This is a genomic window from Nocardia vinacea (assembly GCF_035920345.1).
GTDB lineage: Bacteria > Actinomycetota > Actinomycetes > Mycobacteriales > Mycobacteriaceae > Nocardia > Nocardia vinacea_A.
The window spans coordinates 6,188,403-6,214,536 of the sequence record NZ_CP109149.1 but is presented as its reverse complement, the minus strand read 5'-3'; the positions used below and the strand labels follow the sequence as shown (position 1 = coordinate 6,214,536).

Annotated in this window: 27 protein-coding genes; 18 read left to right on the top strand and 9 right to left on the bottom strand. The window is 66.3% G+C overall.

Going from position 1 to position 26,134, the window contains the following annotated elements:
* Positions 1-45: 45 nt before the first annotated feature.
* Complete coding sequence (locus tag OIE68_RS28245) at positions 46-342, top strand: DUF2516 family protein (RefSeq protein ID WP_040696344.1); 297 nt, start codon at positions 46-48, stop codon at positions 340-342.
* A 3-nt stretch (positions 343-345) separates the two neighbouring features.
* Here the strand turns inward: OIE68_RS28245 and OIE68_RS28240 are convergent, their stop codons facing one another.
* On the bottom strand, positions 346-1,962 hold the full coding sequence (locus tag OIE68_RS28240; RefSeq protein WP_327094086.1) for a GMC oxidoreductase: 1,617 nt from the start codon (positions 1,960-1,962) through the stop codon (positions 346-348).
* Between the two features lie 105 nt (positions 1,963-2,067).
* Here OIE68_RS28240 and OIE68_RS28235 point away from each other — a divergent pair, with 105 nt between their 5' ends.
* Together OIE68_RS28235 and OIE68_RS28230 are read left to right on the top strand one after the other, a co-directional pair.
* Positions 2,068-3,348 carry a cytochrome P450 gene (locus OIE68_RS28235; protein ID WP_327094085.1) on the top strand — a complete coding sequence of 427 codons (1,281 nt, stop codon included), beginning with the start codon at positions 2,068-2,070 and terminating at the stop codon, positions 3,346-3,348.
* A gap of 377 nt (positions 3,349-3,725) precedes the next feature.
* On the top strand, positions 3,726-4,760 hold the full coding sequence (locus OIE68_RS28230; RefSeq protein ID WP_327094084.1) for an alpha/beta hydrolase: 1,035 nt from the start codon (positions 3,726-3,728) through the stop codon (positions 4,758-4,760).
* A gap of 3 nt (positions 4,761-4,763) precedes the next feature.
* Here OIE68_RS28230 and purU read toward each other — a convergent pair whose 3' ends face one another.
* Positions 4,764-5,654 (bottom strand): formyltetrahydrofolate deformylase, encoded by an 891-nt coding sequence (gene purU, locus OIE68_RS28225; protein ID WP_327094083.1) that lies wholly within the window; start codon positions 5,652-5,654, stop codon positions 4,764-4,766.
* A gap of 93 nt (positions 5,655-5,747) precedes the next feature.
* Here purU and OIE68_RS28220 point away from each other — a divergent pair, with 93 nt between their 5' ends.
* On the top strand, positions 5,748-6,023 hold the full coding sequence (locus OIE68_RS28220) for a hypothetical protein (protein ID WP_327094082.1): 276 nt from the start codon (positions 5,748-5,750) through the stop codon (positions 6,021-6,023).
* Between the two features lie 145 nt (positions 6,024-6,168).
* Here OIE68_RS28220 and OIE68_RS28215 read toward each other — a convergent pair whose 3' ends face one another.
* Positions 6,169-6,729 (bottom strand): N-acetyltransferase, encoded by a 561-nt coding sequence (locus OIE68_RS28215; RefSeq protein WP_327094081.1) that lies wholly within the window; start codon positions 6,727-6,729, stop codon positions 6,169-6,171.
* A gap of 206 nt (positions 6,730-6,935) precedes the next feature.
* Here OIE68_RS28215 and deoC point away from each other — a divergent pair, with 206 nt between their 5' ends.
* Entirely contained in the window at positions 6,936-7,562 is a 627-nt protein-coding gene (gene deoC, locus OIE68_RS28210) for a deoxyribose-phosphate aldolase (protein ID WP_327101833.1), read from the top strand.
* A 148-nt stretch (positions 7,563-7,710) separates the two neighbouring features.
* Here deoC and OIE68_RS28205 read toward each other — a convergent pair whose 3' ends face one another.
* Positions 7,711-8,433 carry a DUF2993 domain-containing protein gene (locus OIE68_RS28205; protein WP_327094080.1) on the bottom strand — a complete coding sequence of 241 codons (723 nt, stop codon included), beginning with the start codon at positions 8,431-8,433 and terminating at the stop codon, positions 7,711-7,713.
* 97 nt (positions 8,434-8,530) lie between these two features.
* Between OIE68_RS28205 and OIE68_RS28200 the strand changes: the two genes are divergently transcribed.
* Together OIE68_RS28200 and OIE68_RS28195 are read left to right on the top strand one after the other, a co-directional pair.
* Positions 8,531-9,139, top strand: a complete 609-nt coding sequence (locus tag OIE68_RS28200; RefSeq protein WP_327094079.1) for a hypothetical protein — start codon at positions 8,531-8,533, stop codon at positions 9,137-9,139.
* 94 nt (positions 9,140-9,233) lie between these two features.
* Positions 9,234-10,715: a hypothetical protein gene (locus tag OIE68_RS28195; RefSeq protein WP_327094078.1), complete on the top strand. Its 1,482-nt coding sequence runs from the start codon at positions 9,234-9,236 to the stop codon at positions 10,713-10,715.
* A 140-nt stretch (positions 10,716-10,855) separates the two neighbouring features.
* Here OIE68_RS28195 and OIE68_RS28190 read toward each other — a convergent pair whose 3' ends face one another.
* The gene (locus OIE68_RS28190) at positions 10,856-11,659 is read right to left on the bottom strand and encodes a class I SAM-dependent methyltransferase (protein WP_327094077.1); all 804 of its coding nucleotides are present in this window, start codon (positions 11,657-11,659) and stop codon (positions 10,856-10,858) included.
* Positions 11,629-12,150, bottom strand: a complete 522-nt coding sequence (locus OIE68_RS28185; RefSeq protein ID WP_327094076.1) for a DUF2505 domain-containing protein — start codon at positions 12,148-12,150, stop codon at positions 11,629-11,631. The genes OIE68_RS28190 and OIE68_RS28185 overlap by 31 nt, the downstream gene beginning before the upstream one ends.
* Before the next feature lie 121 nt (positions 12,151-12,271).
* Here OIE68_RS28185 and OIE68_RS28180 point away from each other — a divergent pair, with 121 nt between their 5' ends.
* Complete coding sequence (locus tag OIE68_RS28180) at positions 12,272-12,790, top strand: VanZ family protein (protein ID WP_327094075.1); 519 nt, start codon at positions 12,272-12,274, stop codon at positions 12,788-12,790.
* Positions 12,791-12,819: 29 nt separating this feature from the next.
* Here the strand turns inward: OIE68_RS28180 and OIE68_RS28175 are convergent, their stop codons facing one another.
* The gene (locus OIE68_RS28175) at positions 12,820-13,305 is read right to left on the bottom strand and encodes a DUF2505 domain-containing protein (protein ID WP_327094074.1); all 486 of its coding nucleotides are present in this window, start codon (positions 13,303-13,305) and stop codon (positions 12,820-12,822) included.
* Between the two features lie 40 nt (positions 13,306-13,345).
* On the opposite strand from OIE68_RS28175, the gene OIE68_RS28170 reads away from it, so the two are divergent.
* The 5 genes from OIE68_RS28170 to OIE68_RS28150 all read left to right on the top strand — a co-directional run bounded on the left by OIE68_RS28170 (position 13,346) and on the right by OIE68_RS28150 (position 19,309).
* Positions 13,346-14,437: a UDP-N-acetylmuramate dehydrogenase gene (locus tag OIE68_RS28170; RefSeq protein WP_327101832.1), complete on the top strand. Its 1,092-nt coding sequence runs from the start codon at positions 13,346-13,348 to the stop codon at positions 14,435-14,437.
* Positions 14,438-14,505: 68 nt separating this feature from the next.
* Positions 14,506-15,750 (top strand): L,D-transpeptidase, encoded by a 1,245-nt coding sequence (locus OIE68_RS28165; RefSeq protein ID WP_327094073.1) that lies wholly within the window; start codon positions 14,506-14,508, stop codon positions 15,748-15,750.
* 38 nt (positions 15,751-15,788) lie between these two features.
* Entirely contained in the window at positions 15,789-16,223 is a 435-nt protein-coding gene (locus tag OIE68_RS28160) for a helix-turn-helix transcriptional regulator (RefSeq protein WP_327094072.1), read from the top strand.
* A 20-nt stretch (positions 16,224-16,243) separates the two neighbouring features.
* Positions 16,244-16,654: a VOC family protein gene (locus OIE68_RS28155; protein ID WP_327094071.1), complete on the top strand. Its 411-nt coding sequence runs from the start codon at positions 16,244-16,246 to the stop codon at positions 16,652-16,654.
* Positions 16,655-16,840: 186 nt separating this feature from the next.
* The gene (locus tag OIE68_RS28150; RefSeq protein ID WP_327094070.1) at positions 16,841-19,309 is read left to right on the top strand and encodes an excinuclease ABC subunit UvrA; all 2,469 of its coding nucleotides are present in this window, start codon (positions 16,841-16,843) and stop codon (positions 19,307-19,309) included.
* 61 nt (positions 19,310-19,370) lie between these two features.
* Here the strand turns inward: OIE68_RS28150 and mscL are convergent, their stop codons facing one another.
* Together mscL and OIE68_RS28140 are read right to left on the bottom strand one after the other, a co-directional pair.
* Entirely contained in the window at positions 19,371-19,817 is a 447-nt protein-coding gene (gene mscL / locus OIE68_RS28145; protein WP_327094069.1) for a large conductance mechanosensitive channel protein MscL, read from the bottom strand.
* Between the two features lie 109 nt (positions 19,818-19,926).
* Positions 19,927-20,661: an SDR family NAD(P)-dependent oxidoreductase gene (locus OIE68_RS28140; protein ID WP_040696285.1), complete on the bottom strand. Its 735-nt coding sequence runs from the start codon at positions 20,659-20,661 to the stop codon at positions 19,927-19,929.
* Between the two features lie 203 nt (positions 20,662-20,864).
* Here OIE68_RS28140 and OIE68_RS28135 point away from each other — a divergent pair, with 203 nt between their 5' ends.
* The 5 genes from OIE68_RS28135 to OIE68_RS28115 all read left to right on the top strand — a co-directional run bounded on the left by OIE68_RS28135 (position 20,865) and on the right by OIE68_RS28115 (position 25,863).
* The gene (locus OIE68_RS28135) at positions 20,865-21,686 is read left to right on the top strand and encodes an alpha/beta hydrolase (RefSeq protein ID WP_327094068.1); all 822 of its coding nucleotides are present in this window, start codon (positions 20,865-20,867) and stop codon (positions 21,684-21,686) included.
* 175 nt (positions 21,687-21,861) lie between these two features.
* The gene (gene mshA / locus OIE68_RS28130) at positions 21,862-23,298 is read left to right on the top strand and encodes a D-inositol-3-phosphate glycosyltransferase (protein ID WP_327094067.1); all 1,437 of its coding nucleotides are present in this window, start codon (positions 21,862-21,864) and stop codon (positions 23,296-23,298) included.
* Positions 23,295-23,798, top strand: a complete 504-nt coding sequence (locus OIE68_RS28125; protein WP_327094066.1) for a YbjN domain-containing protein — start codon at positions 23,295-23,297, stop codon at positions 23,796-23,798. The genes mshA and OIE68_RS28125 overlap by 4 nt, the downstream gene beginning before the upstream one ends.
* Before the next feature lie 244 nt (positions 23,799-24,042).
* The gene (locus OIE68_RS28120; RefSeq protein WP_327094065.1) at positions 24,043-24,948 is read left to right on the top strand and encodes an ROK family protein; all 906 of its coding nucleotides are present in this window, start codon (positions 24,043-24,045) and stop codon (positions 24,946-24,948) included.
* A 177-nt stretch (positions 24,949-25,125) separates the two neighbouring features.
* Positions 25,126-25,863, top strand: coding sequence for a phosphoglyceromutase (locus OIE68_RS28115; RefSeq protein WP_327094064.1), 738 nt, complete (start codon positions 25,126-25,128; stop codon positions 25,861-25,863).
* The last annotated feature ends 271 nt before the right edge of the window (positions 25,864-26,134 follow it).

Here is a 26,134-nt window from a genome sequence, read left to right as displayed (position 1 = left end):
CCCGCACACCGACGTGTGCGGGGTCGTTGCTTCTATGATGGGCTGGTGGACACAGCGCACGGATTGGCCAGCTGGATCTTGTACGGGCTGCGGCTCTTGGCGCTCGGCGCGACGATTTTCGCGCTCATCCACGCCATCCGCCAGCGCCCCGACGCGTTCACCGCGGTCGACAAACTGACCAAACCGATCTGGATCGCCATCCTCGGCGCGGCCCTGCTGTTCCTGTTGCTCTCACTGAGCGTCACGAGTCTGCTTGCGCTGGTGTCGATTATCGCGACCGGCGTGTACCTTGCCGATGTGCGGCCGAAGGTGGATGAGATTCAGCGCGGGCCGCGCTGGTAGTGCCTACTCGCCGGAACGAATGATCTCTTCGATATTGCGTTCGGCCAACGCACTGATTGTCAACGACGGGTTCACCGTTCCGGTGCTGCCGGGCACAGCCGCCCCGTCCATCACGTACAGGCCTCGATAACCACGCACCCGGCCGTAGGGGTCCGTCGCGCGTCCGATCACTGCGCCACCCAACGGATGTGAGGTGAATGAGGCATCCGCCTCCAAGGCAGGTTGGGCGTTGGACGGGCAGTTGCAGGTCGCCTTGTTGTTGACTTCCCGCGCGTGCGCTAGGTAGCCGGCAGCGCCGTCGGGTGGCCACTGCAGGTCCACGCTCCCGTCGGTCGGGTTGTAGCCGAATCGGCCGCGGGTGTCGTCGAGGACCATGCCCAACGACGCGACAATGCCGACGTCGAAGGGCGTGGTGCCGGGGACGAACCAGTTCTCCAGCGACACGGGTGTGTCCGCCTCGTCCAGAATCCGGGTCGCGGACGGCGTGCCCTGCGTGCCGATGTCGACCGAGCTGGCAGGCCGCGCCAATGCGACATCGCCGTTGCCACCCCAGCCTTCGCCGATGTGCTCGTTCAGGTTCTGCAGCGCGCCCGTCGCCCGCGCGCGGACCAGCAGTTCGGAGGTACCGACCGAGCCCGCGGCGAGGAACAGCTTGTCGCAGGTCAGCGTGCGGATGCGGAGCACGTCCCCGGTAGGGGCGAGTTTGGTCACGGCGACGCTATAGCGCCCCGACTCCTCGGCGATGGCGTCCACACGATGGCCGGGATAGATCTGGGCGCAGCCGGTGTCCTCGGCATAACGCAGGTAGTTCTGGTTCAGATCGAACTTCGCGCCGTTGGAATTGCCGAGGTTCGAACAGCCGACCGTCGCCGACGGCATCGATCGTCCGGTCAGCTCGTCTCGGATGATGTCCCAATTCCAACTGCCGTCGATGCGCTGCGGTGTATAGCCGGCCGCGCGGAACCGTTCGTCCCAGCCGCGCGCGTGGGTGAACGCGAAGGAGTCGTAGATATCGTTCGGTATCGGGCTCGGCCGCAACGTATTTCGGACCCTGGGGTAGTAGATGTCGTGCATCTCGCGGTAGTCGACCACACCCTGGAACACGTGGTCGAAGAACCGTTGCTCCGGCTCGATCATCACCCCGGTGAACACCACCGAGCCACCGCCCACACACGCACCGCGCCATACGTCTATGCCCGGGTAACTGGAAACGTCGAGGACCCCGCCGAACGGATCGATCTGCACCGGGATCCTGTTCGCGCCGGTAAAGGTCGTGCGATGCCAGAAGCCGCGGCCATCCGGAATCGTGTCGTTGGCGAAGATATTGCGCCACGGATCGTTCGGCCAGCGCGACCCTCGCTCGAGCACCGCGACCTGGGTCCCGGCCTGCGCCAGACGCAGCGCGGTGATCGCCGCCCCGAACCCTGATCCGATGACGATCGCGGGCATATGATCCGCCGGATCCGGCAGCGGTGCGAAGATCTCCGGCACCAGCGTGCGGTATACCGGTGATCTCGGGCTCGGGCTGTAATCATCGGCCCACGCCGCAAACGTGCTTCCACTCGCAAAACCCAGCATCGTCGCCAGGCCAGCGCCCTTGACGAAACTGCGCCTGTCCATGGTTGCCTCTCACCTGATTCGAAGGTCGCTCCATCAGCGCCGACAGCGACGCTTCGCTCATAGCGGCTATCTATCATATGGAAAGGTGGAGTGGGAGGTGACGACATGTTGATACGCGTGTGGATTCGGTGGCTGATGATGCATGGCCTGCCACGGTTCTACCTCCTGTGGGCGGCGCGCCGGGGCGATCCCCTGGGGCAGATCGCGGTCGGTCCGGATCGATTGCTCGGCTCGTCGCAGTACATCGAGGAGATCCGGCAGCGGGGCCGGATACCCAAGGTATCGGGGCTGCGCGTGACCGCGGACTACGAACTGTGCCGACTCATCCTGCGAGACCGCCGCTTCAGCGTCGTCAGGCCCAACCATTCGGCCTTGCCGAAGCCGATCCGCTGGGTGATGACCAAAACGGATCCCGGACTACCCAACCTCGCGGAACCGCCCTCGATGCTGGTGACCGATCCGCCGGACCACACCCGGTATCGACGCCTGGTCGGGCAGGCATTCACCCCGAAGGCAATTGCCAAACTGCGTGAGCGGGTTGTCGAAGTGACCGATGACCTGCTCGAACGCCTGGAATCGAAGCCGCGCCCGGATCTGATCGTCGACTTTTCCGCACAATTGCCGGTCGCGATAATCGCCGAGATTCTCGGGTTGCCCGCCCACATGCATTCGACCCTGCTGAAGTGGGGAGATTCCGGTGCGCCGCTGCTCGAACGCGGCCTGAGCTGGAGCACTTACCGCCACGCCATCGAAGACCTGGCCGAGGTTCAGCGGTACTTCGACCAACACCTCGACGGGCTCACTGCCGAACCGGCCGACGACGTGCTCAGCATGCTGGTGACAGGTGGCGAGCTCTCCCGTCGCGAGCAGATGGCCAATGCGGCGCTTCTGCTGGACGCTGGATTCTTGACGACGGTGAATATGCTCGGCAATGGAATCGCCCTGCTCACAAGCCATCCGGACCAGCTGGAACTGCTGGCGGCACAGCCGGAGCTGTGGCCAAGTGCGGTCGAGGAAGTCTTGCGCTACGACGGTCCGGTGCGGATGACGGGCCGAGTCACGAACTGCGAGGTCGACATCGCCGATCAGCGCGTCGAATCCGGTTCCCTGGTCCTGCTGTCGTTGGCGGGCGCCAACTACGATCCCGCCGTCTTCCCTGATCCCGAACGATTCGATGTGACCAGGGTCAATGCGGCGGATCATCTCGCGTTCGGCAGCGGGTTGCACGGCTGCCTGGGCGCCACGCTGGCCCGATTGGAAGGCTCCATTGCGCTGCGAGCCCTGTTCGAGCGGTACCCGGATCTGTCCTTGGACGGTCCACCGATCCCACATCCCCTGCGCAATCTGCACGCCTACCGCTCCATGCCCGTCAAGCTGCGTGCCTGAGCCGGTCACGGCTGCGGTTGGGGGAGGCGTGGTGTATCGAGCGCGGCGGTCTGCGTGCGCTAGCTGCCATCGACGAGACCCTGTTGTCGTGTGGACGCGGATTCGACCAAGCGACCGAGCTGGATTTTCGGTCGACTTGGTGTGATCCGGTAGGTAACCGGAGATGCGATTCGGCGGCGGTTTGTCAGCGTTCACAGTGGCGATTTGTGCTGTTGACAGCTGATTTCGACCCTCCAGCCACTGGCTGGTTCGAGCTTCCTTTGGGATCGGTCACACACGGGGCTGGGGAGAAGTTCGGATAACTTCTGAGGTGCTTGCACTAGCAAGCATGGCGGTTTGCGATTAGTGTATCGGAGAGTTACACAAAGGAGTGTCCGATGCGCGCAATGTCGCCTGCACTGGTGGACGTCCCTGGTCGGGTCCGGGGGTTGCTTCACACACACCGCGCCAACCTGCGGTCGCGTACCTATGCGACCGAGGTGCTGAATCCGCCGACCGCGCCCTGTGAGGTCGTTCCGGTCATCGCCCGTGATGGTGCGCGCTTGCGCGTACACGTCTACGGACCGGCCGATGCGCAGACGATCGTGCTGGTACACGGCTGGACCTGCGCCATCGAGTACTGGAATGCGCAGATCAACGAGTTCGCCGATCGGTACCGCGTAGTCGTCTACGACGTGCGTGGTCACGGTGAGAGCGAACTCGGCGCCAGCCAGCTGACCACCGATCTGCTCGCCGACGATCTGGCCACTGTGCTCGACGCCACGCTGCGCCAGGGCGAGCGGGCGGTTGTGGTCGGCCACAGTCTCGGCGGCATGACGCTGCAGGCCTGGGCCGGCCGCTATCCGGACCGAGTCGCGAAGCAAGCATGCGCGGTACTGCTGACCAACACCGCGCCGAGCCGCCTGATCGCCGAGACGACTGTCCTGCCGTTCTTCAATGCGCCACTCCCATTGCTCAACCGGCGAATTCGGCTGCCGCACAAGATGGGCCGCCTAGGCCTCGGCTCCCCGCTCGTCTTCCCACCGATCGCCCCGGTGAAGTGGGCCTTCACCCGACAGATCATGAGCCTGCGCTCCACCGGCGACGTGGTCGACTACAGCCTCGCCGTCGTCCGCTCCTGCCCCGCCCGCGTCCGTGCGAAATTCGGAATCCTGCTCGCCGAACTGGACCTCGGCGAGTCTGCCCGCAACCTCGTCGTGCCCACCACAATCCTGGCCGGCGAGTTCGACGATATGACGCCGCCGGTGCATGCCCGGCGAATCGCCGAAATGCTCAGGGAGACCGGCAGTCTGGTCAAATACGAGGTGCTCCCACAGGGACATCTGGGAAACACCGAGATGTACGAGCGGTTCAACGAAGAACTGGAGCTTGTCCTCGATTCGGTGCGCCAGCCCGCCAGAGCAGCCGGGTAGGGGTCAGGAGAAGACCACGGTGCGGCGGCCGTGAACCAGCACTCGGCCCTCGAGATGCCAGCGCAGACCCCGCGCCAGGACCACTCGTTCGATGTCGCGGCCTTGGCGGACCATATCGCGGACCTCGTCGGCGTGGTCGATGCGGATGACGTCTTGTTCGATGATCGGGCCCGCGTCGAGTTCGGCGGTGACGTAGTGGCAGGTCGCGCCGATCAGTTTGACGCCGCGGGCGAAGGCCTGATGGTAGGGGCGAGCGCCGACGAACGATGGCAGGAAGCTGTGGTGGATGTTGATCGCCTTGCCTGCCCAGTGTTCGCACAGTTCGGCGGGGAGCACCTGCATGAAGCGGGCCAGGACGACGGCGTGGGGATCGTGGGCATCCACCAGGGCGCGCACCTGCTCGAAGGCGGGGCCGCGTTCGGCTGGATCCTTCGGGAATGGCACATGGTGGAACTTCACGCCGTGCGCCTCGGTCATCCCGGCGAGGTCCGGATGATTGCCGATCACCGCTTCGATGGTCGCGGGCAGTTCACCGCTCGCGGCACGGCCGAGCAGGTCGTGCAGGCAATGGCCGTCCTTGCTGACCAGTAGTACGGCCCGGCGACGCTCACCGGAGTCGAGCAGCTGCCACTCGGTCTCCGGCCCGAAGTCGGCCGCGACCCCGGCGAACCGGTCGCGCAGTTCCGCGATGCCGAACGGCACAGTCGTCGCCTTGATCGCCTGACGGGTGAAGAACCAGCCGATATCCGGGTCGGAGTGGTAGCCCGCCTCCACGATGGACCCCCCGAACTCGGCGATGAAGGAGGTGATCCTGGCAATGATGCCGGGACGGTCCGGGCACCCGAGGGTGAGCACGAAGCGTCGGTCGTCCAGGACGGGTGGAGCGGAACTCATGGGGTCATCCTCCCAGGTCGACTATGTGCACCTGCGGCACCCTGCCCGGGGCAGGTGTTGAGCGAATGTTGTGGGAAAGCCGACAATGGAAATGTGACTCGCGTGAAGTTCGTACGACAGCTCGATGGGCTGACGTACGAATTCGTGCGCGACGGCTGGGCCTACGGCTACCCGTCCTACAAGCGAGTCGATCACGACCTCTGGTGCCGCCGCCTACCGGACTTCGGCTGGTCGATCTGCACCGATTCCGGTGAAGTCCTGAGCCGCCCCTTCGACGACCCAGGCCAAGGCCCGCTCCCGCCCGAAGGCGCCTGGGTCGCCCGCAAACACGAACGCTCCTACGTCTACGACATGCTCCACCACCCCTGACCCCGCCGAGAATGTTTTCCGGGAGTACCACTCTCGACGTTTGCCGCCGCCAGTACATGGTGATCTCGAAATCGCCGCTTTGGTGGTATCGCTAGCGCCACCTGCTGAGTGTGAGGTCTGTTGCGTGAATTCCCCGGGACTTGACCTACAGCTCGTAAAACGGCTCCGCGTAACGGAATTCGCCGGTGATCTGCGAGTCGTACGCCGACAATGCCCGCACCTGGAAGTGGGAAACCCAGGCCGGTTCATCCGGCGTGATGCCGAGGCGGGCGGCGGGGGTGAAGCCGAATTGGGGGTAGTAGTCGAGGCTTCCGGCCAGGCCGATGAGGGGTTCGTCGAGGGCATCGGCGGCACCGAGGGCGGCGTGCATCATGGCCGCGCCGACGCCATTGCCCTGATGTTCGGCCAGGACGCCGATCGGGCCGAGGGCGAGCACCGGGAACGGGCCGACGCCCGCGCGAGTGAGGCAGATGTGGCCGATGACGGTGTCGTATTCGACCGCGACCAAAGAGAGGGTGGGGATCCAGCCGGAGTCGCTGCGCAGCCGGGTGACGAGGTCGACCTCGGGTGGGTCCGCGGCGCTGTCGTCGGTGAGTTCGGCCGTCTTCCGGTCGTTATCGGTATTCGCGTACTGCGGTCCGAAGGCGCTGCGGTGGACGGCCGCGATCGCGGCGGCATCGTCGGCGCGTTCGCGACGGATCAGCACGGTGTCGTCTCCTCCTGAACGAATGGGGCCATCCGCAACTGCGCAACAGTCGGCCGGGGGCAGTCGCAAAGCGATGTCCGTAGCTCCACCGACAGTATCGAGTGTGCGCGATGTGCCGGAGGCACGCAATGGAATTCGCCACCGGTATGCCAGACTCTCACCCTGTGGCAAATTCCGCGTCGCTGACCAGGGCCGAAGTGGCCGCCATGATCGATCACACGCTGCTGGCGCCGGAGGCGACGGCCGCGGAGGTGAACGCTTTGGCCACGGAGGCACGCGAACTCGGCGTGTACGCGATCTGCGTATCGCCGTCTATGTTGCCGATTCGAGCGTCCGGCGTGGTGGTCGCGACGGTCGCCGGATTCCCTTCCGGGAAGCACCATTCGCTCGTCAAGGGCGCCGAGGCGCGCCTCGCGGTCGAACAGGGCGCGGCCGAGGTCGATATGGTGATCGATGTCGGAGCCGCGCGCGCAGGCGATTACAGCGCGGTGCTGTCCGACATCGTGACGGTGCGCGAGGCAATAGGGGATCGCGCGGTGCTCAAGGTGATCATCGAATCGGCGGCGCTGTCCGATGCCGCGATCGTCGAGGTCTGCCGCGCCGCCGAACGTGCCGGGGCCGATTTCGTGAAGACCTCCACGGGATTTCACCCGTCCGGTGGTGCCAGCGTGCACGCGGTCCAGCTCATGGCCGAGACCGTCGGCGGACGTCTCGGTGTGAAGGCCAGCGGCGGCATCCGCACCTCCGAGGCCGCCGCCGAACTGATCGCCGCGGGCGCGACCCGTCTCGGACTCTCGAAATCCCGTGTGGTGCTGGAGGGGTTTCCCGTCTGATCCCGTGGCCGATCGTGGAAGTATGCCGAGCGTGCGGGCGAATTCCTCGGGTGCTTGCGACAACGTGACCATGGAAATGGCTACCTGGATAGCCATTTCGCCCCAAAGCCCGCTGGTCCGGCACAACGGCGCGGACCTGAGAGCCGGATCAGCAGCTGACGTTGCTGTCCTGCGCGGCGGGCAGTTCGGTCCGCCCACCCGCCAGCTTCACCGCGACGCCGCTATCGGTGACCTTGACCTCGGTGGCCTTCATGCCGAGCGGGTAGCTCTGCAGGCTCTGCGTGAACACCTCGACGATGCCCGCCACCAGATCGGTCGGTATCCCCATCCCGAGCAGCGCCGCCGACTTCGTCTCGACCTGCACGGTGCCGTCCTTGATCTCCGGCTTCACCTCCAACTGCGCGAGCCCGCCGAGCACATCCAGGGTCAGCATCCCGCTCGACGCGGAGGACGACACGCCGCTGACCAGGCCGCCGAGCGTTTCCCGGATGCCGTCGTTGCCCCAGGTGACATCGGCCGACGAGCTGCCGATGGTGCCGCCGCTGCCGCTATTGCTGACCTCGACATTGTTGAACCTGGCGTGCACCACCATGCCGACGGCCGGACCGAACTTGGAATCGTCGCTGTTCACCTTCACCTGATCGACCTTCCCGTCGATCCAGGTGATCAGCATGGGCTTGGCTCCGAAGCTCACATCGATCTTCGAACCCATATCCTTCTCGAATTGTGTGCTGATGCACCGTGATACCTGGTACCGCGCGTATGCCTCCCCGCCTACCAGCACGGTAGCGAGCAGAATCGCGACCACGACGAGCGCGATCACCAAGGGGCGCCGTTTGACCGTCAGGGTGGATGGGCTCTTCGTACTCATGCGCTCGATTCTTCACCACGTTTCTGTGCTCGCTCTGAGGGCGCGGTTAGGGGTTCGATTGTGACATGCGACACAATTCGAGCGTAGCCTGGTCGACATGGCTGGCGATGCGGCGGGCCGCGCACTCGAGTCCGCCGAGCACGGGTGGCGTGTGCTGCGGCGATTGGCCGGGCGCCATGCCGGTTTCTTTACTACCAGGCAGGTACTGCGTACCGGATGTGAGGCCCGCGTTCGCGCCGGTCTCGGTGACGGCTCGGTGACGCGGGCCGGGGTCGGGCTATTGCGGTTGGCCGATTGGCCCACCGGCCCGCTCGACGAATACGCCATGTGGGCGGCCTGGTTCGACGGGGCCGCCGCGGTATCGCATCAGAGTGCTGCGGAGTTGCACGGACTCGGTCGACTACGGCCGCGATTTCTGCATATGTCGGTCGGTGCGGGACGGCCGCCGGTCACCCCGCGACTGGTGGTGCTGCGCCGCCCGGTGATTCCGGCCGATCTCGAATCCGCGGGCGGATTTCTGGTGACCACGCCCGTGCGCACGGTGCTCGATCTGGCCGAGGCCGCTATCGGGCAATCCGCATTGGATGAGGTGGTCGGCGACGCGGTCGCCATCCATCGCTGCGGTATCGATGAAATCCGTTCCGCGAGTGTGCGACTACCCCCGCGTGCGGCGGCTCGCGTGCACCGGGCCCTCACCGCCGCGTGACCGGCGCGGTGAAGTCGCGAATGATCCGATTCGGCTATCAATTCATTCGATCTCCGGTTTTGCCCGGCGCGCAATCATGGCAGGGTGACTGACCATGGGGACGGTAGGTCAGGGCAGTTGGGATCTCGTCTTTCCGTCCGGAGCGCCCGAGCGCATCGGCGATATGTTCGCCACCGCCGTGGTCGCCGACGCGGTCCGCAGATATGACGCCGACCTCGCACAACAGGTCGAAACCTGCCGGGACTGGCACTGTGACTACCGCGGCATCTTCCGTGGCCTGACCGCCCTGGCCGCGAGCTCACCCGCGGTGTCGGTGGGGATCGCGACCGACGGGTTGCGGGCAGCACGCCAGCTGCTGCGTTTCGTGACCGGGCACACCATCGCGCCACTGCACAGCGTCGACGTGGATGCGATCGCCACACCCGACGGACTACAGACCGGCCGGATCGACGGGACCGCGAAACCCGCCCCCCGACTCGAAATTCCGTTCCGCGGAGCGCTATTGGCCGAGGAGGCGCTAGGGCAGCAGCTCACCGACTGGCGTCGCCGCGGCATTATCGAGCCCGCCTTCGCGGCGGCGGTGGAGCGGGTGATCGATCATCCGGAATGGTTGTCGTTGCCCGGTTTCCGGGTGATTGTCACCGGGGCGGCGGCCGAACTCGGCCCGCTGCGGCCGCTATTGCAGTGGGGTGCTGAAGTTCTCGCGATAGACCTGCCCGGACCGCAGCGGTGGCGCGAGATTTCGAATATCGCGAAGGTGGGAGCGGGACGGCTGCGTTATCCCGTCACGGCGGGACCCGGTGCGGATATCACCAGGCAGTTCCCGGCGTTGGTGCATTGGATTCGCGCGCAGTTCGACCACGACGCCCGCCCGGTATTCGGTCTGTACGCGAATGCTCCCGGACCGCAAGGGGTTCGGCTGGCCGCCGCGCTGGATGTCCTCGTCGAGGATCTGCTCGAGCACCGCGATGACGCGGCCATCGCATACCTCGGTTCGCCGACCGACTGCTATGCCGTGCCCGAGGACGTCATCGCGGACGCCCACGCCCGCCTGCGCGAGCGCGGTGTCGGCCCGCGCGTGTTGCGCGTGCTCACCGCGTCGGCCCTGTACCGGCCCAACTACCGGACCACGAATCCGGACCACCTCGGCGCGACCTGGAGCGTCGCCGATGCACTGCTCCCAGCCCAAGGCCCGAATCACGCACTGGCCCAACGCCTCCTGCGCTGGCGCACCGTCCTCGCGCACACCGCGGGCCGCACGGTCTCCTGCGCTGTCGCACCACCCGCCAGGACGAAATCCCTCCGCACCCAACGCTCTCTCGCCGCCTCCTACCGCGGCGCCCACCACTTCGGCGTAGAGGTCTTCGACCCCGACACCGCCCGAACCCTCCTGGCAGCCAAGCTCGTCGCCGACCTCTTCGCCCCACCCGAAACACCCGCCGACACCACCCCCGAGCGCATATTCGTAGCAGGCGCCGCCCACGGCGGCCTCTGGCGCCAGCCCTTCGAGCCGACCTCGATCCTCCCGCTCGCGGCCCTCGCCGGCTACTTCCGCACGATCCTCGGCCGCCCCTAGCACCCCTCGACATGACCCCGGGCGGAAACACCCCCCATAGCGCGACTCGCCAGCCGAAAGGCAGCCACGACCAAGATCAGGTGGCATCTGTGGCGGCATCGGCCCGAGAAGTCCCCGCCATCAGTTCCACCTGATCTTGATCAGTGTGCTTGGTTGGGCGCGACGGCGGACCAGGGGACCGACAGCACGCAGTCGCGCATGCGGCGGCGGTAGGTGCGCACCAGGAAGCCCTCGTGGCGTAGGTATTCTGCCGCGGCGCGCCAGCGCGCTCGGGGGCCGAAGGGGGCGAGCGGCGCGGCACGGGCCCATGCGCGATCAGCGGCCGATAGAAGCGCGTGGATCGGCTCGCCGGGAATGTTGCGGTGGATCAACACCTTCGGCAGGCGCTCGGCGATATCGGACGGTCGCTCGACCGTGAAGGGATCCCAGGCCAGGGTGAGTGAGAGCGGTCCGGATCGATCCAGCAGCACCCAGGCACAGCGTCTGCCCAGCTCATCGCAGGTGCCGTCGACGAGTAAACCGTCCGGGTCCATCCCGGACAGGATGGTGGTCCACGCATCGGGAACGGCCGTTTCCGGATATTGGCGCAGCACGTTGAACGCGCGTACCAGTACCGGTCGCAGCCCGGCCAATTCGAAGCCGCCGCGGGCGAAGGTGACGCCGTCGCGGCCGGGCACCACCCGTTCCGGATCGATCTCCAGCCCGACCACCCGCACATCCGCGCGGACCGTGCGCAGCCGGACCGCCAACTCCAGCGTGGTCCACGGACTCGCCCCATAGCCGAGGTCGACGACCAGTGGATCGGCGGCATCGCGCAGTCGACCGGTGACCAGTTCGTCGTGGATCAGCCAGCGGTCGCTACGCCGTAATCGGTTGACACCGGTGGTGCCCCTGGTGATGGTGCCGACCGGTCTCAGCGGGTCGGGTTTTGCTCTTCCAGCCACTTCACGGTCTGTTCGGCCTCGGCGCGGAACAGGTCGACCAGGTTGACCAGCATCAGCTGTTCGAGTCGCGGGCCGACCATCGGGATGAACACCTTGGCCTCGGAGGAGAACCGCATGGTGCAGCCGGTATCGGTGGGGAACAGGCGAATGGTGCCGCCGAGGCTGCCCGGCCCGGCCGGAATCGAGGCGGAGAACTTGCCGACGGACTCGTTCTCGTCGAACGGTCCCCAGCTCTCCTTGCGCGTGATGACCATGTCCTTGCGCATGACCGCCTGCGCGATCTCCGGCAGCATGTCGCGCGGCAGGATGTGGTTGAGCACGATATCGACACCGGAGTCGCTGACATCGAGGCCGACGACCTCATTGCCGGGCGATATTTTCGACATCTCCGCGCACCGGTCGTCCCAGTACCCCCGGGTCGACAGCGCCGCGTACAGCTCCTTGGTGGTATGCAGCGGGAAGCGGGCTGAATAGTCCAGTCTGCGGGCCATGAGGGGTTACGTTACCGGGACCGATTGGCGCCGCATCGCTCGGCGGTGGGTCTGGGGATTTGCCACAATCGCCACACCCAAGCCACGCGGAATCCGCACATCGTCCGGACAGAATCGCGGTATGAACAGTACGTGGGAGGCGTGGGGCGGGGTGATCACGGCGACGATCGCGGCACTTCCGCTCGCCGGTTGCGTCGCGTGGTGGCTGGCGCGGCGGCGGGGTTCGTGGCGCAATGCCCTGTGCGAGGTCGGCGTTGTGGTCGGCACCGCGCCGTGGTTGTGGATGATCCTCACCCCGGTGGGCGCCGGTCGTTCGGTGAATGTGGTGCCGCTGCGCGATCTGATCGATCAGATGCGCGACGATCGCGTCGTCGAGCAGCTCGGCGGAAATCTGTTGGTATTCGCCGCACTCGGCTTTCTGCTGCCGATGCGTTGGGCCTGGTTCGCAGACCCGTGGCGGCGGCTGCTGGTCGGCGCGGTGCTGTCCAGTGTGGTGGAGGTGTCGCAGTTCGCGCTGTGCATCGGCCGCCACTCGTCCGTCGACGATGTCCTCGTCAACGCGATCGGAGCCGTGCTCGCCGGACTTGCGTCGAATCGCTGGTGGGCGTCGAACTCGCCCGCCACCCCGCACCTGGGGTGATCACTGCCCTGCGGGACGGCCGACCAAGCTCAGTGCTGGGCGAGCCAGTTGTTCGTGAACTCTTCCTCGTTCGCCAGCAGTTCGGTCAACCGCTCCGCGATGGCCGCCTCGATCTTCCCGCCGAAGAGCGGAATCTTCACCTCGATGGTGCCCTTGGTCTCAGCCACCGAACCGGAGCCGTCGGCCGTGAGCTCGATGGTCCCGTGGACCTCGGCGGGCGCACCCTCCACCCGCGCGGTGAAGGTGGCCGAATCGCCGGTCCAGCTCTCGGTGCGTGGGATGATCAGATCGCCGGGCCGCACCGCGGTGATCGCGGCGGGCAGCAGCTCAGCGGCGATGACCTGCACCATCTCGACCTCGACCTGGTCGCCGTTGACGCTGACCGAATCCAGCCGGGCATTATCGCCACCCACTTCGGCGATGCGGTCCTTCCAGTACTGCTCATCGGCGAAGGCCGCGCATACGGCGGCAACCGGATACGAGTAGCGAGCCGTGTACGCCAGGGGTGTAGCCATGGTCGAACAGGCTACCGTCTGGGGCGTGCGAACTTCACGGGTGGTGTCGGCGGACCGGCTGCGCGAGCTGCTGGTCGATAGCGGTGCGCGGCTGCGCGAATCGGTGCGGCTGGCCGAGCTGACCACATTGCGGGTCGGCGGTCCGGCCACGGTCGTGGAATGTGCGACGACCGAAGCGCTGGTCGCGACGGTCCGGACGCTGGACACCGCGGGCATTCCACTATTGCTGCTCGCGGGCGGATCCAACCTGCTGATCGGCGACGACGGCTTCGACGGTGTCGTGGTCCTGGTGCGCAACGAGGCGGTCGAGATCGGCGCGGACGGTGTCGTCGCCGAGGCAGGTGCGAACTGGGACGCGGTGGTCGCGGCCACGATCGAGGCCGGTCTCGGCGGGCTGGAATGTCTGTCGGGCATTCCCGGATCGGCCGGTGCGACGCCGGTACAGAACGTCGGCGCGTACGGCGTGGAGGTCGAAAGCCTGCTGCGCCGGGTGCGCCTGCTGGATCGCGCGAGCGGCGAGATCCGCTGGGTCGAACCGGCCGAACTCGGCTTTGGTTACCGCACCAGCGCACTCAAGCACCGCGATACCGCCGTGGTGCTCGCGGTGGACTTCGCACTCAATCCCGACGGCGCGAGCGCACCGCTGCGCTACGGCGAACTCGCGAACGCACTCGGTGCGGGCAACGGTGACTCCCGGCCCGCCGATCGGGTCCGGGCGGCGGTGCTGAAGTTGCGAGCGGGCAAGGGCATGGTGCTCGACCCCGACGACAACGACACCTGGAGTGCGGGCTCGTTCTTCACCAATCCGGTCGTTCCGCACCACCGCGTCGAGGCAGTGAAGGCTGCGATTATCGCCCATGTGGGCGACGTCACGATCCCGACTTATCCGGCCCCCGACGGCGTCAAATTCTCCGCGGGCTGGCTCATCGAGCGGGCGGGCTTCGCCAAGGGTTTTCCGGGCCCCGACGCCCCGGCCCGGCTGTCCACGAAACATACGCTGGCCTTGACCAACCGTGGCAGTGCGACCGCCGCCGATCTGGTCGCACTGGCCCGCACGGTCCGCGATGGTGTCGCCGAGCGATTCGGTATTCGGCTCGAACCGGAGCCGGTACCCATTGGGGTGGATCTTTAAACGGGTGAAACGGACACCACACTCTTCGCAGCCCAATCGGGCGGTTTTCGCCGCGTAAATTCGATGAAGTGAGCCATCGTCCAGTCATCCGCAGACCGGCCGCCGCCGTCTCCGCCGTGTTGCTCGTGGTAGTCGCGCTGGTGGCCGGATGCACGTCCGACAAAGGCGGAAATAGCGACTCCGCCAAAGACAACACCCCCGTTGCGAAGGTCACGCTGACACCGGGCGCCGACGCCAAGAACGTCAATCCGACCGCACCGATCTCGGTCACCGTCACCGACGGCACTATCGATCAGATCGCGCTGACCAACGTCAACGGCAAGCAGGTCGCCGGCCAACTCGCCGCGGACAAGCACAGCTACCAGACCACCGAACCGCTCGGCTACGACGCCAAATACACCTGGTCCGGCACCGCGGTCGGCCCCGACCACAAGCCGGTCGCGATCGACGGCACCTTCACCACCATCGCACCGAAGAACACCTTCCCCGCGACGCTCAATATCGCCGATAACCAGGAAGTCGGCATCGCCGCCCCGATCATCTTGCAGTTCAAGGGATCTGTGCAGAACAAGGCCGCGGTGGAGAAGGCGCTCACCATCACCACCAATCCGCCGACCGAGGGCGCGTGGGGCTGGCTCCCGGACGACAACGGCGGCTCGCGCGTGCACTGGCGGCCGAAAGACTACTGGGCGCCCGGCACCACCGTGCACGTCGCGGCCAAGCTCTACGGCCTGGATCTCGGCGGCGGAAACTACGGATATTCCGATCTCACTTCGGATTTCCGCATCGGCCGCAGTCAGATCGTCAAGGCCAACGCACCGAGCCATCGCATGCAGGTCGTGCGCGACGGACAGGTCGTCGTCGATATCCCGGTCAGCTACGGCGAGGGCAATGAGGCGCGCAATGTCACCCGCTCCGGTGTGCACGTCGTCACCGAGAAGTACGAAGACTTCATGATGTCGAATCCGCCGTTCTACACCAATGTTCGCGAACGCTGGGCCGTACGTATCTCGAACAATGGCGAATTCATCCACGCCAATCCGGAATCCCTTTCGGCACAGGGCTCTTCGAATGTCACCAACGGCTGCATCAACCTGTCGCCGAGTGACGCGCAGGCCTACTTCCCGACCGCGCTCTACGGCGATCCGGTCGAGGTGACCGGCACGTCGATCGCGCTGTCGGCCGCCGATGGCGATCTCTACGACTGGACCATCGACTGGAATACCTGGACCGGGCTGTCGGCATTGCAGGGCGAGCCCAAGAATCCGGTGTCCGCGACACCGGTGCCGCCGCTGCCCGCCGGCGGCCGCTGAGCTAGGCAAACCCGGCGCGACATGCGACGATCGGTCACGTGACCAGCAGACCAGCCACGGAGGACAACCTGCGCGAGCTTGCTCGCCTGCGTCGTGTCCGCGACCGGATCGACCGGGAGTACGCGCAGCCGCTCGACGTCGAGCGGCTGGCCCGCGACGAGCACATATCGGCCGGTCACTTGAGCCGCCAGTTCAAGCTCGCCTACGGCGAGTCGCCGTACTCCTACCTGATGACGCGGCGCATCGAGCGCGCGATGTCGCTGTTGCGGCGCGGCGATCTCAGCGTTACCGAGGTCTGTTTCGCCGTCGGCTGCCAGTCGCTGGGCACCTTCAGCACTCGGTTCACCGAACTGGTCGGCCTACCGCCCAGCACCTACCGGGAGCAGGCCGAGCACGCCACGGTGGATCTGCCGACGCTCGTCGTAAAACGGGTGACAAGACCGATCAGGAATCGAGAAGCGCCGGTCACCTAGGCGCAACTAGCGTGAATGCCATGGACATCATCATTCAAGCGAGCTTCCTCCCACAGGACGACCCGGAGGCCGCCTTGGCCTTCTATCGCGACGCCCTCGGCTTCGAGCTGCGCAAAGACGTCGGATTCAACGGGATGCGCTGGCTCACCGTCGGCCCGGTCGACCAGCCCGGCACATCCATCGTCCTGCACCCGCCGGCCGCGGACCCCGGCATCACCGACGACGAGCGCCGCACCATCGCCGAGATGATGGCCAAGGGCACCTACGCCAGCATCCTGCTGGCTACCAAGGATGTCGACGCCACCTTCGAGAAGGTGCAGGCCACCAATGCCGAGGTCGTCCAGGAGCCGACCGATCAGCCATACGGGGTTCGCGACTGTGCCTTCCGCGATCCCGCCGGAAACATGGTCCGTATCCAGCAATCGAGCTGAGCCTCGGGCAATCGCAGCGCTCGACACCGGTGGCGACCGCAGGTCACCGGCGTCGAGCCAATGGCAAGCAATTGCCACGACCACCGCCGTACAAATACGAAACGCACTGCTCGAAGCTGATTAGATCGAGCTAGTCGACTCCGACGGAGACCGCGCATGCGGCCCGCGCAACCAGATGGAGACCAGATGAGCACCGCATCGCGAAGCGATTCCGTGAGAGGTGGTGGCCGGGTGACGGATGGGCGCGTGGCCGAGAAGACGGACACGCAAACGCACGCTGCCGACAGCCACGATCTGATCCGCGTGCTCGGCGCGCGCGTGAACAACCTCAAAGACATCAGCATCGAAATCCCGAAGCGCCGATTGACGGTGTTCACCGGTGTTTCCGGCTCGGGCAAGAGTTCGCTGGTATTCGACACCATCGCCGCGGAGTCCCAGCGGCTGATCAACGAGACCTACAGCACCTTCGTGCAGGGCTTCATGCCCACGCTGGCGCGGCCCGAGGTCGATGTGCTCGACGGGCTGACCACCGCGATCATCGTCGACCAGCAGCGGATGGGCGCCGACCCGCGCTCCACGGTCGGCACCGCCACCGACGCCAGCGCCATGCTGCGCATCCTGTTCAGCCGACTCGGCAAGCCGCATATCGGCTCGCCGCAGGCGTTCTCGTTCAATGTCGCCTCGATCAGCGGCGCGGGTGCGGTCGCGGTAGAGCGTGCCGGGAAGACGGTGAAGGAGCGCCGCAGCTTCAGTATCACCGGCGGCATGTGTCCGCGCTGTGAGGGGCGGGGTTCGGTCAACGACATCGATCTGACCCAGTTGTACGACGACACCAAGTCGCTGAACGAGGGTGCGCTCACCATCCCCGGCTACAGCATGGACGGCTGGTTCGGCCGCATCTTCACCGGCTGCGGCTTCTTCGATCCGGATAAGCCGATCAAGAAGTTCAACAAGCGCGAACTCAACGATCTGCTCTACAAGGAGCCGACCAAGATCAAGGTCGATGGCATCAACCTGACCTACGAGGGCCTGATCCCGAGGATCCGCAAGTCGATGCTGTCCAAGGACGTCGACGCGCTGCAGCCGCATATCCGCACCTTCGTGGAGCGGGCGGTTACCTTCCAGATCTGCCCCGAATGCGACGGCACCCGGCTCAGCGAGTTGGCGCGATCGTCGAAGATCAAGGGCATCAGCATCGCCGACGCCTGCGCCATGCAGATCAGCGATCTGGCCGAATGGGTCAGCGGGCTGAAGGAACCGTCGGTGGCGCCGCTGCTGACCTCGCTGCGGCACACCCTCGACTCGTTCGTGGAGATCGGACTCGGCTACCTGTCGCTGGAACGGCCCGCGGGCACGCTGTCGGGTGGTGAGGCGCAGCGCGTCAAGATGATCCGCCACCTCGGCTCCTCGCTCACCGATGTCACCTATGTATTCGACGAGCCCACCGCGGGGCTGCACCCGCATGACATCCAGCGGATGAACGAACTGCTGCTGCGGCTGCGGGACAAGGGCAATACGGTGCTCGTCGTCGAGCACAAGCCGGAGACGATCGTCATCGCCGACCACATCGTCGACCTGGGTCCCGGCGCGGGTACGGGTGGCGGCACCGTCTGCTTCGAGGGCAGCGTCGATGGGTTGCGCGGCAGCGGCACAATAACCGGCCGTCACTTCGACGACCGCGCCTCGCTGAAGAAGACGGTGCGAAAGTCCAACGGCGCGTTGGAGATTCGCGGTGCATCGACTAACAACCTGCGGGACGTCGATGTCGACATTCCGCTCGGCGTGCTCGCCGTCATCACCGGCGTCGCGGGCTCGGGCAAGAGCTCGCTCGTGCACGGCTCGATCCCCGCAGGCGCAGCTCAGCTCGACGGCCGCGCCGCAAGCTCCGCGGACGTGGTGTCGGTCGATCAGGGCGCGATCCGCGGTTCGCGACGAAGCAACCCGGCGACCTACACCGGACTGCTCGACCCGATCCGCAAGGCATTCGCGAAGGAAAACGGCGTCAAGCCGGCGCTTTTCAGCGCCAACTCCGAGGGCGCATGCCCCAACTGCAACGGTGCGGGCGTCATCTACACCGACCTCGCGGTCATGGCCGGTGTCGCCACCACCTGTGAGGAGTGCGAGGGCAAACGGTTCCAAGCCGCAGTGCTCGAGTACCACCTCGGCGGCCGCGATATCAGCGAGGTGCTCGCGATGCCGGTGACCGAGGCGCAGGAGTTCTTCAGCGACGGCGCGGCGCGCACACCGGCCGCGGAGAAGATCCTGGACCGGCTCGCCGATGTCGGGCTCGGCTACCTCACCCTCGGGCAGCCGCTCACCACGCTGTCCGGCGGCGAGCGGCAGCGGCTCAAGCTGGCCACCCATATGGGCGAGAAGGGCGGCGTATACGTCCTCGACGAGCCGACGACGGGCCTGCATCTCGCCGATGTCGAACAGCTGCTCGGCCTGCTCGACCGGCTGGTCGACTCGGGTAAGTCTGTCATCGTCATCGAGCACCACCAGGCGGTAATGGCCCATGCCGACTGGATCATCGACCTCGGTCCCGGTGCGGGCCACGACGGCGGCAAGATCGTCTTCGAGGGCACGCCCGCCGACCTGGTCGCCGAGCGCGCCACCCTCACCGCCGAACACCTTGCGGCATACGTCGGCGCCTGAATGAAAATCGCCCCCGCTCGGGAGAACCGCGCGGGGGCGAAACATATTCGGCGCGTGGCGATTACCGCGCGTTCTCCTTGACGAGCGAACCGTCCTTACCGAACGATTCGGTGTCGACGACCGAATCCTTCTGCTGCTTGGCGAGCAGATCGCGAATCTCGATGAGCAATTCGATCTCGGACGGCTCGGCCACCTTGGCGGTGCCGAAGCGGTTCTTCAGCGTCTTCATCGGCACCATCAGCACGAAGTACAGCACCGCGGCGACCAGCGCGAAGTCGATGAGCGCGGTGATGATCGGCCCGATCGCGATGAAGGTGGCCGGCTTATCCGAGACCAGCTGAACGCCGAGTCCCAGCTCATTGGTCTTACCCAATACCGCGAGCAGCGGATTGACGATTCCCTTTGTCACAGCCGTCACCACCGCGGTGAACGCGGTACCCATGACCACCGCGACCGCAAGATCGATAACGTTCCCGCGCATCAGGAAATCTTTGAAACCTTTGAACATGAGCCGAGCTACTCCAATCTGGTCTAAATGCTTGTCCGCCGCCCCGCGTCTTTTGCCGGTCGTCGGGTGCCACCCGAGTTCACATCCGGGCCGGCGGTCGTGGATTCGGTCAGCCGCGGCGAGCGAAGCGTCCCGGACCGGCCTGGTCGCGGGGCTTGACGATGATCTGGTCCAGATTCACATGTGACGGTCGCGACGCCACGAACCCGATGATCTCCGCGATATCCTGCGCGACCAGCGGGTCAATGCCCTCGTACACCTTGGCCGCACGCTCCTCGTCCCCGGCGAATCGCACCAGCGAGAACTCGGTTTCCACGGCGCCGGGCGCGATTTCGGTGAGCCGCACCGGCTGGCCGAGCAGTTCGCCACGCAATGTGCGGTGCAGTACGGCCTGTGCGTGCTTGGCCGAGGTGTAGCCGGAGCCGTTGTCGTAGGCCTCGAAGGCGGCGACCGAGGTGATGGTGACGATGAGCCCGTCGCCCGAGGCGATCAGCTTCGGCAGCAACGCCTTGGTCACCCGCAGCGTGCCGAGCACATTGGTTTCCCACATCCAGCGCCAGTCGTCCAGATCCGCCTCGGCCACCGGGGTCAGCCCCTTCGCGCCGCCCGCATTGTTGACCAGCACGTCGGCGTTCTCGATCGCATCGGTGAACGCGCGTACGGAATCTTCCGAGGTCACATCGAGTTCGAGTGCGGTGCCGCCGATTTCGTCGGCGAGGCGCCGCAACCGATCGAGCCTGCGCGCACCGACGACCACGTGGTAGCCCTGCTTGGCGAGTTCCCGGGCGGTGGCTTCGCCGATTCCCGAGCTGGCTCCGGTCACGACGGCAGTGCGAATGCTCATAGCTTTCGATCCTAAATGCCGGGTAATCGCCGAAGATCGCGGCTGCCGCATGCAACGCAGGACCTGATTTCGTGAGTACATGGGTAACTCGCCGGGTACATCCAGAAGTCGGCCAGTCGCTAACCGCCGGCCCGCGACAGGGCGTCAGTGGCACTTACGACCGGCAAAAGGCGCGGGGAGGCGGGGGAGCCTAGCCTCGGTGCATGGCTATTCGGGAAACGGTCAGTGCGGACGGAACGAGCATCGTCTACCGGGTCAGTGGCCCGGCCGACGGCAGGCCGCTGGTGCTGGTGCACGGTTGGTCGGCCAATCTGCAGTGCTGGGGCGCGGCCGCGGACGAGCTGGGCGAGCGCTTCCGGGTGCTCGCCGTCGACCTGCGCGGCCACGGCTACTCCGGCGCCCCGGAGACCGGCTACGACGATCCGAAGAACTGGGCCGCCGATATCGCCGCGGTGCTCGCCGCCGAAGGCATCCAATCCGATGCGGTGCTGCTCGGCTGGTCCTACGGCGGCATCGTGATCAGCGACTACCTGACCGCCTACGGCACCGGCGCGGTCGCGGGCGTCGTCTACTCGGGTTCGATGGCCAATATCGGTCGCGCACCCGGTGCGGAGACCGGTTCGGCTTTGCAGGAGGCCATTCCCGGGGTCTTCGAGGAGAGTGCGGGTCGTGCGTTACGCGCGTTCGGTGCCTTCGGCAATGCCAATACCGGACCCGGTCCGGACAAGGGCGTCGATGCCCAGCGCATCTTCGGTGCGAGCCTCGGTACGCCGCCCCGGGTGCGTAAGGCGCTGTTCTACCGGACCGTCGACAACACCGAAACGCTACGTGCCCTGGACATTCCGGTGCTGGTCCTGCACGGAACCAAGGATCCGGTCGTGCCGATCGAGAACGGTCGCTACATTCTCGACGCGGTGCCCGACGGCCGCGGCTCGTTCTGGGAGGACGCACAGCACGGGCTGTTCATCGAGGATCGGACCCGTTTCGTCGCCGAGGTGAGCGCGTTCATCGACGGTCTGAATTAGCCGTCCGAAATTCGCTGGCGCCGCACGCTCGGCTCGAGCAGACTTGTCGTGTCCCGGTGACAAGATCAGCGCCGGGCAGATTTTTGCATCGCGCGTGAGAACCCTCACGAAACTGCTGTGACGACTGTCACTCGGCCCGGTTACGGCGTCTGGGTTGGGCAACTCAACGTGCACTATGGATGGTGTGAGTCAACGCCCGGACCTACGGCCGAATCGGATTGCCGTGTTATCGGTGCACACCTCACCACTTGCTCAACCGGGTACCGGCGATGCAGGCGGCATGAACGTCTATGTCCTGCAAACCGCCATTCAGCTGGCCCGACGCGGCACCGAGGTCGAGATTTTCACCCGGGCCACCTCCTCGAACGTCCCGCCGGTCCAGGAGGCGGCCCCGGGGGTTCTGGTGCGCAATGTGGTGGCGGGCCCGTTCGAGGGGCTGGACAAGCATGATCTGCCGACCCAGCTGTGCCCGTTCACGGCCGAGGTGCTGCGCCAAGAGGCCAGACACCTGCCCGGACACTATGACCTCGTCCATTCGCACTACTGGCTCTCCGGTCAGGTCGGCTGGCTGGCGCGCGACCGCTGGCGGGTGCCGCTGGTACACACCGCGCACACCTTGGCGGCGGTGAAGAACGCGGCGCTGGCCGAGGGCGACTGCCCCGAACCCGCGACCCGCGAGATCGGCGAGAAGCAGGTGATCGCGGAGGCCGATCGCATGGTCGCCAATACCGCGGAGGAGGCGCGCCAGCTCATCGAGCTGTACGGCGCCGATCCCGACCGCATCGATGTGGTGCCGCCCGGCGCGGATCTGAATCGCTACTGTCCCGGTGAAAAGGCCGCGGCCCGAGCCGAATTGGGTCTGGCCACCGACGAGCGGATCGTCGCGTTCATCGGCCGCATCCAGCCGCTCAAGGCCCCGGATGTGCTGGTCCGCGCGGCCGCCGAGCTGCTGCACCGTGACCCGGCGCGCAAGCTGCGGGTGCTCATCGTCGGCGGACCGTCCGGTACCGGACTGGAGCGCCCCGATTCACTGATCGAACTCGCCGCCGCGCTCGGCATCGCCGAGCATGTCACCTTCCTGCCGCCGCAGCCGCCGGATCGCCTGGTCCAGGTGTATCGGGCCGCCGACCTGGTCGCGGTGCCCAGCTACAACGAATCCTTCGGTCTTGTCGCCATCGAGGCGCAGGCCAGCGGCACCCCGGTGCTCGCGGCCGATGTGGGCGGGCTCGGCACCGCCGTGCGTCACGGTGAGACCGGCCTGCTCGTCCCCGGACATCGGACTCCGGACTGGGCCGATGCCCTCGGCCAGCTGCTCGATGACGGCGAGCGACTACGTCGGATGGGTCTGCACGCGGTCGAGCACGCCGGGCATTTCTCCTGGGAGCACACCGCAGACGGACTGCTCGCCAGTTATTCGGCGGCGCTGGCCGATTTCCGTGCGGTGCGCGCCGGTCTCGGTGCGGGCCGCCGCAAGGTCTTCGAGGCCGCGCGGGCCGAGCTGCCGGAGGAACGCACTAGCCTCACGGGTGAACGCAGTGCTGTTCTCCTCGGCGAGAGCAGTCAGGCCAGATCGCGGGCGCTGTGGCGCCGCCGGACGGGAGCGCACCGATGAGCACGGCAGCCGCGACCGCACAGCTGATCGACGAAACGCTGCGCGAGCGCGAAATCGAGTACACCCATCCCAGCCAGGAGACGTTTGTCGTCGTCCTGCCCGGTGAGCGCAAACTCAAGACCACCGTGATGCTCACCGTCGGCAAGCACGGACTGCGGATCGAATCGTTCGTCTGCCGCAAGCCCGACGAGAACTTCGAGGGCGTCTACAAATTCCTGCTGCGTCGCAACCGCCGCCTCTACGGTGTGGCCTACACCCTGGACCGCGTCGGCGATATCTACCTGGTCGGCCGCATGGCCACCCACGCCGTCACCCCGGATGAACTGGACCGGATCTTCGGCCAGATCCTCGAGGCCGCCGACGCCGACTTCAATGTCCTGCTGGAACTCGGCTTCGCCGAATCCATTCGCCGGGAATGGAAGTGGCGTGTCTCGCGCGGCGAATCCCTGCAGAACCTGCGCGCCTTCGAGCATCTGGTCGAGGCCGTCGACCAGCCCTGAGCCTGTTCCACGTTGGCCTTGCCTGCACAAGCACACCCGGCCCGCCTCCTAGAGCGGGTGGGGCCTGCGACAACGGGTGCACAGCAAGGCGTCAGGGAGTGCAGCTGAGGCCGACAGACTCGGTCCGGATCCGAGCAGGAGTTCGTCGCCGTCGGATCCGGCGCCGATGCGCTCGGCATAGGCGACAATCGCGCTGTGGCGCAACGTGCGCGTGGGCCGCGAGATAGCAGGAGGCTGCCCGGCGATGATGGTTCTTGCTCTGGATATCGGTGCGACGAAATTCGCCGCGGGGGTGGTCTACGGGGGGCGGAAGGTGCGCGATGTGCGGCGGGTCGATGTGCCCCGGGAATCGGTGTGGTCGGCATGCCGCGACCTGCTGCTGGAGGTGGCCGGTGACGCGACGGTCTCGGCGATCGGGATCGGTTCGGCCGGACCGGTCGACGTGCGAACCGGTGTCACCGGGCCGCTGAACATTCCGGAATGGAAGCTGGGCTTTCCGATCGTGGCCGAGGTGCAGCGGCTGTTCCCTGCCGCCGCAGTGCGATTCGCCATCGACGGGGCCTGCCTGGCGCTGGCGGAACATCACGCCGGCGCGCTGCGCGGCATTCCGAACGGCCTGGCCATGACGGTCTCCTCGGGCATCGGCGGCGGCATCATCGCCGACGGACGGGTGGTGCTCGGGCGCACCGGCAATGCCGGACACGTCGGCCACATCGTGGTGCCGGGTTGGGATGTCCCGTGTGAATGCGGCGGCGTCGGCTGCGTGGAGGCGATCGCGAGCGGTATGTCATCGGTGCGCTGGGCACGCGAACAGGGTTGGCGCGGCGAGACCGGCGCCGGGCTGGCGAAGGCCGCGCACACCGGTGACGAGATCGCGCTCGCCGCGCTGCATCGGGCCGGGACCGCACTCGGCACGGCCATCGCCTCCGCGGCCGCGACGCTCGATATCGATCGGGTGGTGATCGGCGGCGGCTTCGCGCAATCGGGTGAACCGCTGTGGGAACCGCTGCGCGCGGCACTGACCCGGCACACGGGTTTGGACTTCCTGCGCGAGCTGCAGGTGGTGCCGTCGCGAATCACCAATGGCGCCACCCTGGTTGGCGCGGGCGTGCTCGCCGCGGGCCACGATACGGCCGATGCCATCTCCTGATCGGGCGACTACTGAGACGGGCGAAGTCCGTGGACGCGCGTCGTATGGAAGTTGCGGCAGTGGGGACCGCGACTATTTCGCGGCCTGTGTCGGATGCCACGAACGGGGGCGGCAGTGGCCGGTCGACGACTGGGAACGGGTGTGGGCGCTGTTTCCGCGCATGCCAGAATGGCCTGCATGACGTACACCCTCGTGTTGCTGCGCCACGGCGAGAGCGAATGGAATGCCATGAACCTTTTCACCGGCTGGGTGGATGTGCACCTGACCGATAAAGGCATCGCCGAGGGCAAGCGCGCCGGGGAACTGTTGGCCGAACACGGCATCCTGCCCGATATCGTCTACACCTCTGTGCTGCGGCGCGCGATCAGCACCGCGAATATCGCGCTGGACGCCGCTGACCGGCACTGGATCCCGGTCGTGCGCGACTGGCGTCTCAACGAGCGCCACTACGGCGATCTGCAGGGCAAGAACAAGGCTCAGGTCCGTGACCAGTACGGCGACGACCAGTTCATGCTGTGGCGGCGCAGCTACGACACTCCGCCGCCGCCGATCGACCCGTCGAACGAATACAGCCAGGAGAGCGACCCGCGCTACCGCGGCATCGACGTCCCGAAGACCGAATGCCTGCTCGACGTGGTGAACCGGATGGTCCCGTACTGGGAGTCGACCATCTCCGAGGACCTGCTTTCGGGCAAGACCGTTCTCGTTGCGGCACACGGCAATTCGCTGCGCGCATTGGTCAAGCACTTGGACCGGATCTCCGATGACGATATCGCCGGGCTGAACATCCCCACCGGTATTCCGCTGCGGTACGAGCTGGACGAGAACTTGCGCCCGGTCCGTCCGCGTGAATACCTGGACCCCGAGGCCGCCGCCGCGGGTGCCGCGGCCGTCGCCAGCCAGGGCGGCAAGTAAGCACCTACCTCGATACAACGCGCCGCGACCGGTATCGGTCGCGGCGCGTTGCTGTTTCTCGGCGGTGACACGCCATTTGCCTCGATCGGAAATGGAACTGGGGCGCGGGTCGCGATCGGTTAGCTGCAATCGCTTGGGTTAGTGTGAATTCTGCAGGTTGGCGTGGGTTTTTCAAGCTTTATCCAGGCGTAATGCAGTGTTGATTGCTGTATGTGAACCAGCATTCGAGTCGCAATCTAAGTAGCCCGAAGATCGAACTTACCCGTCGGTA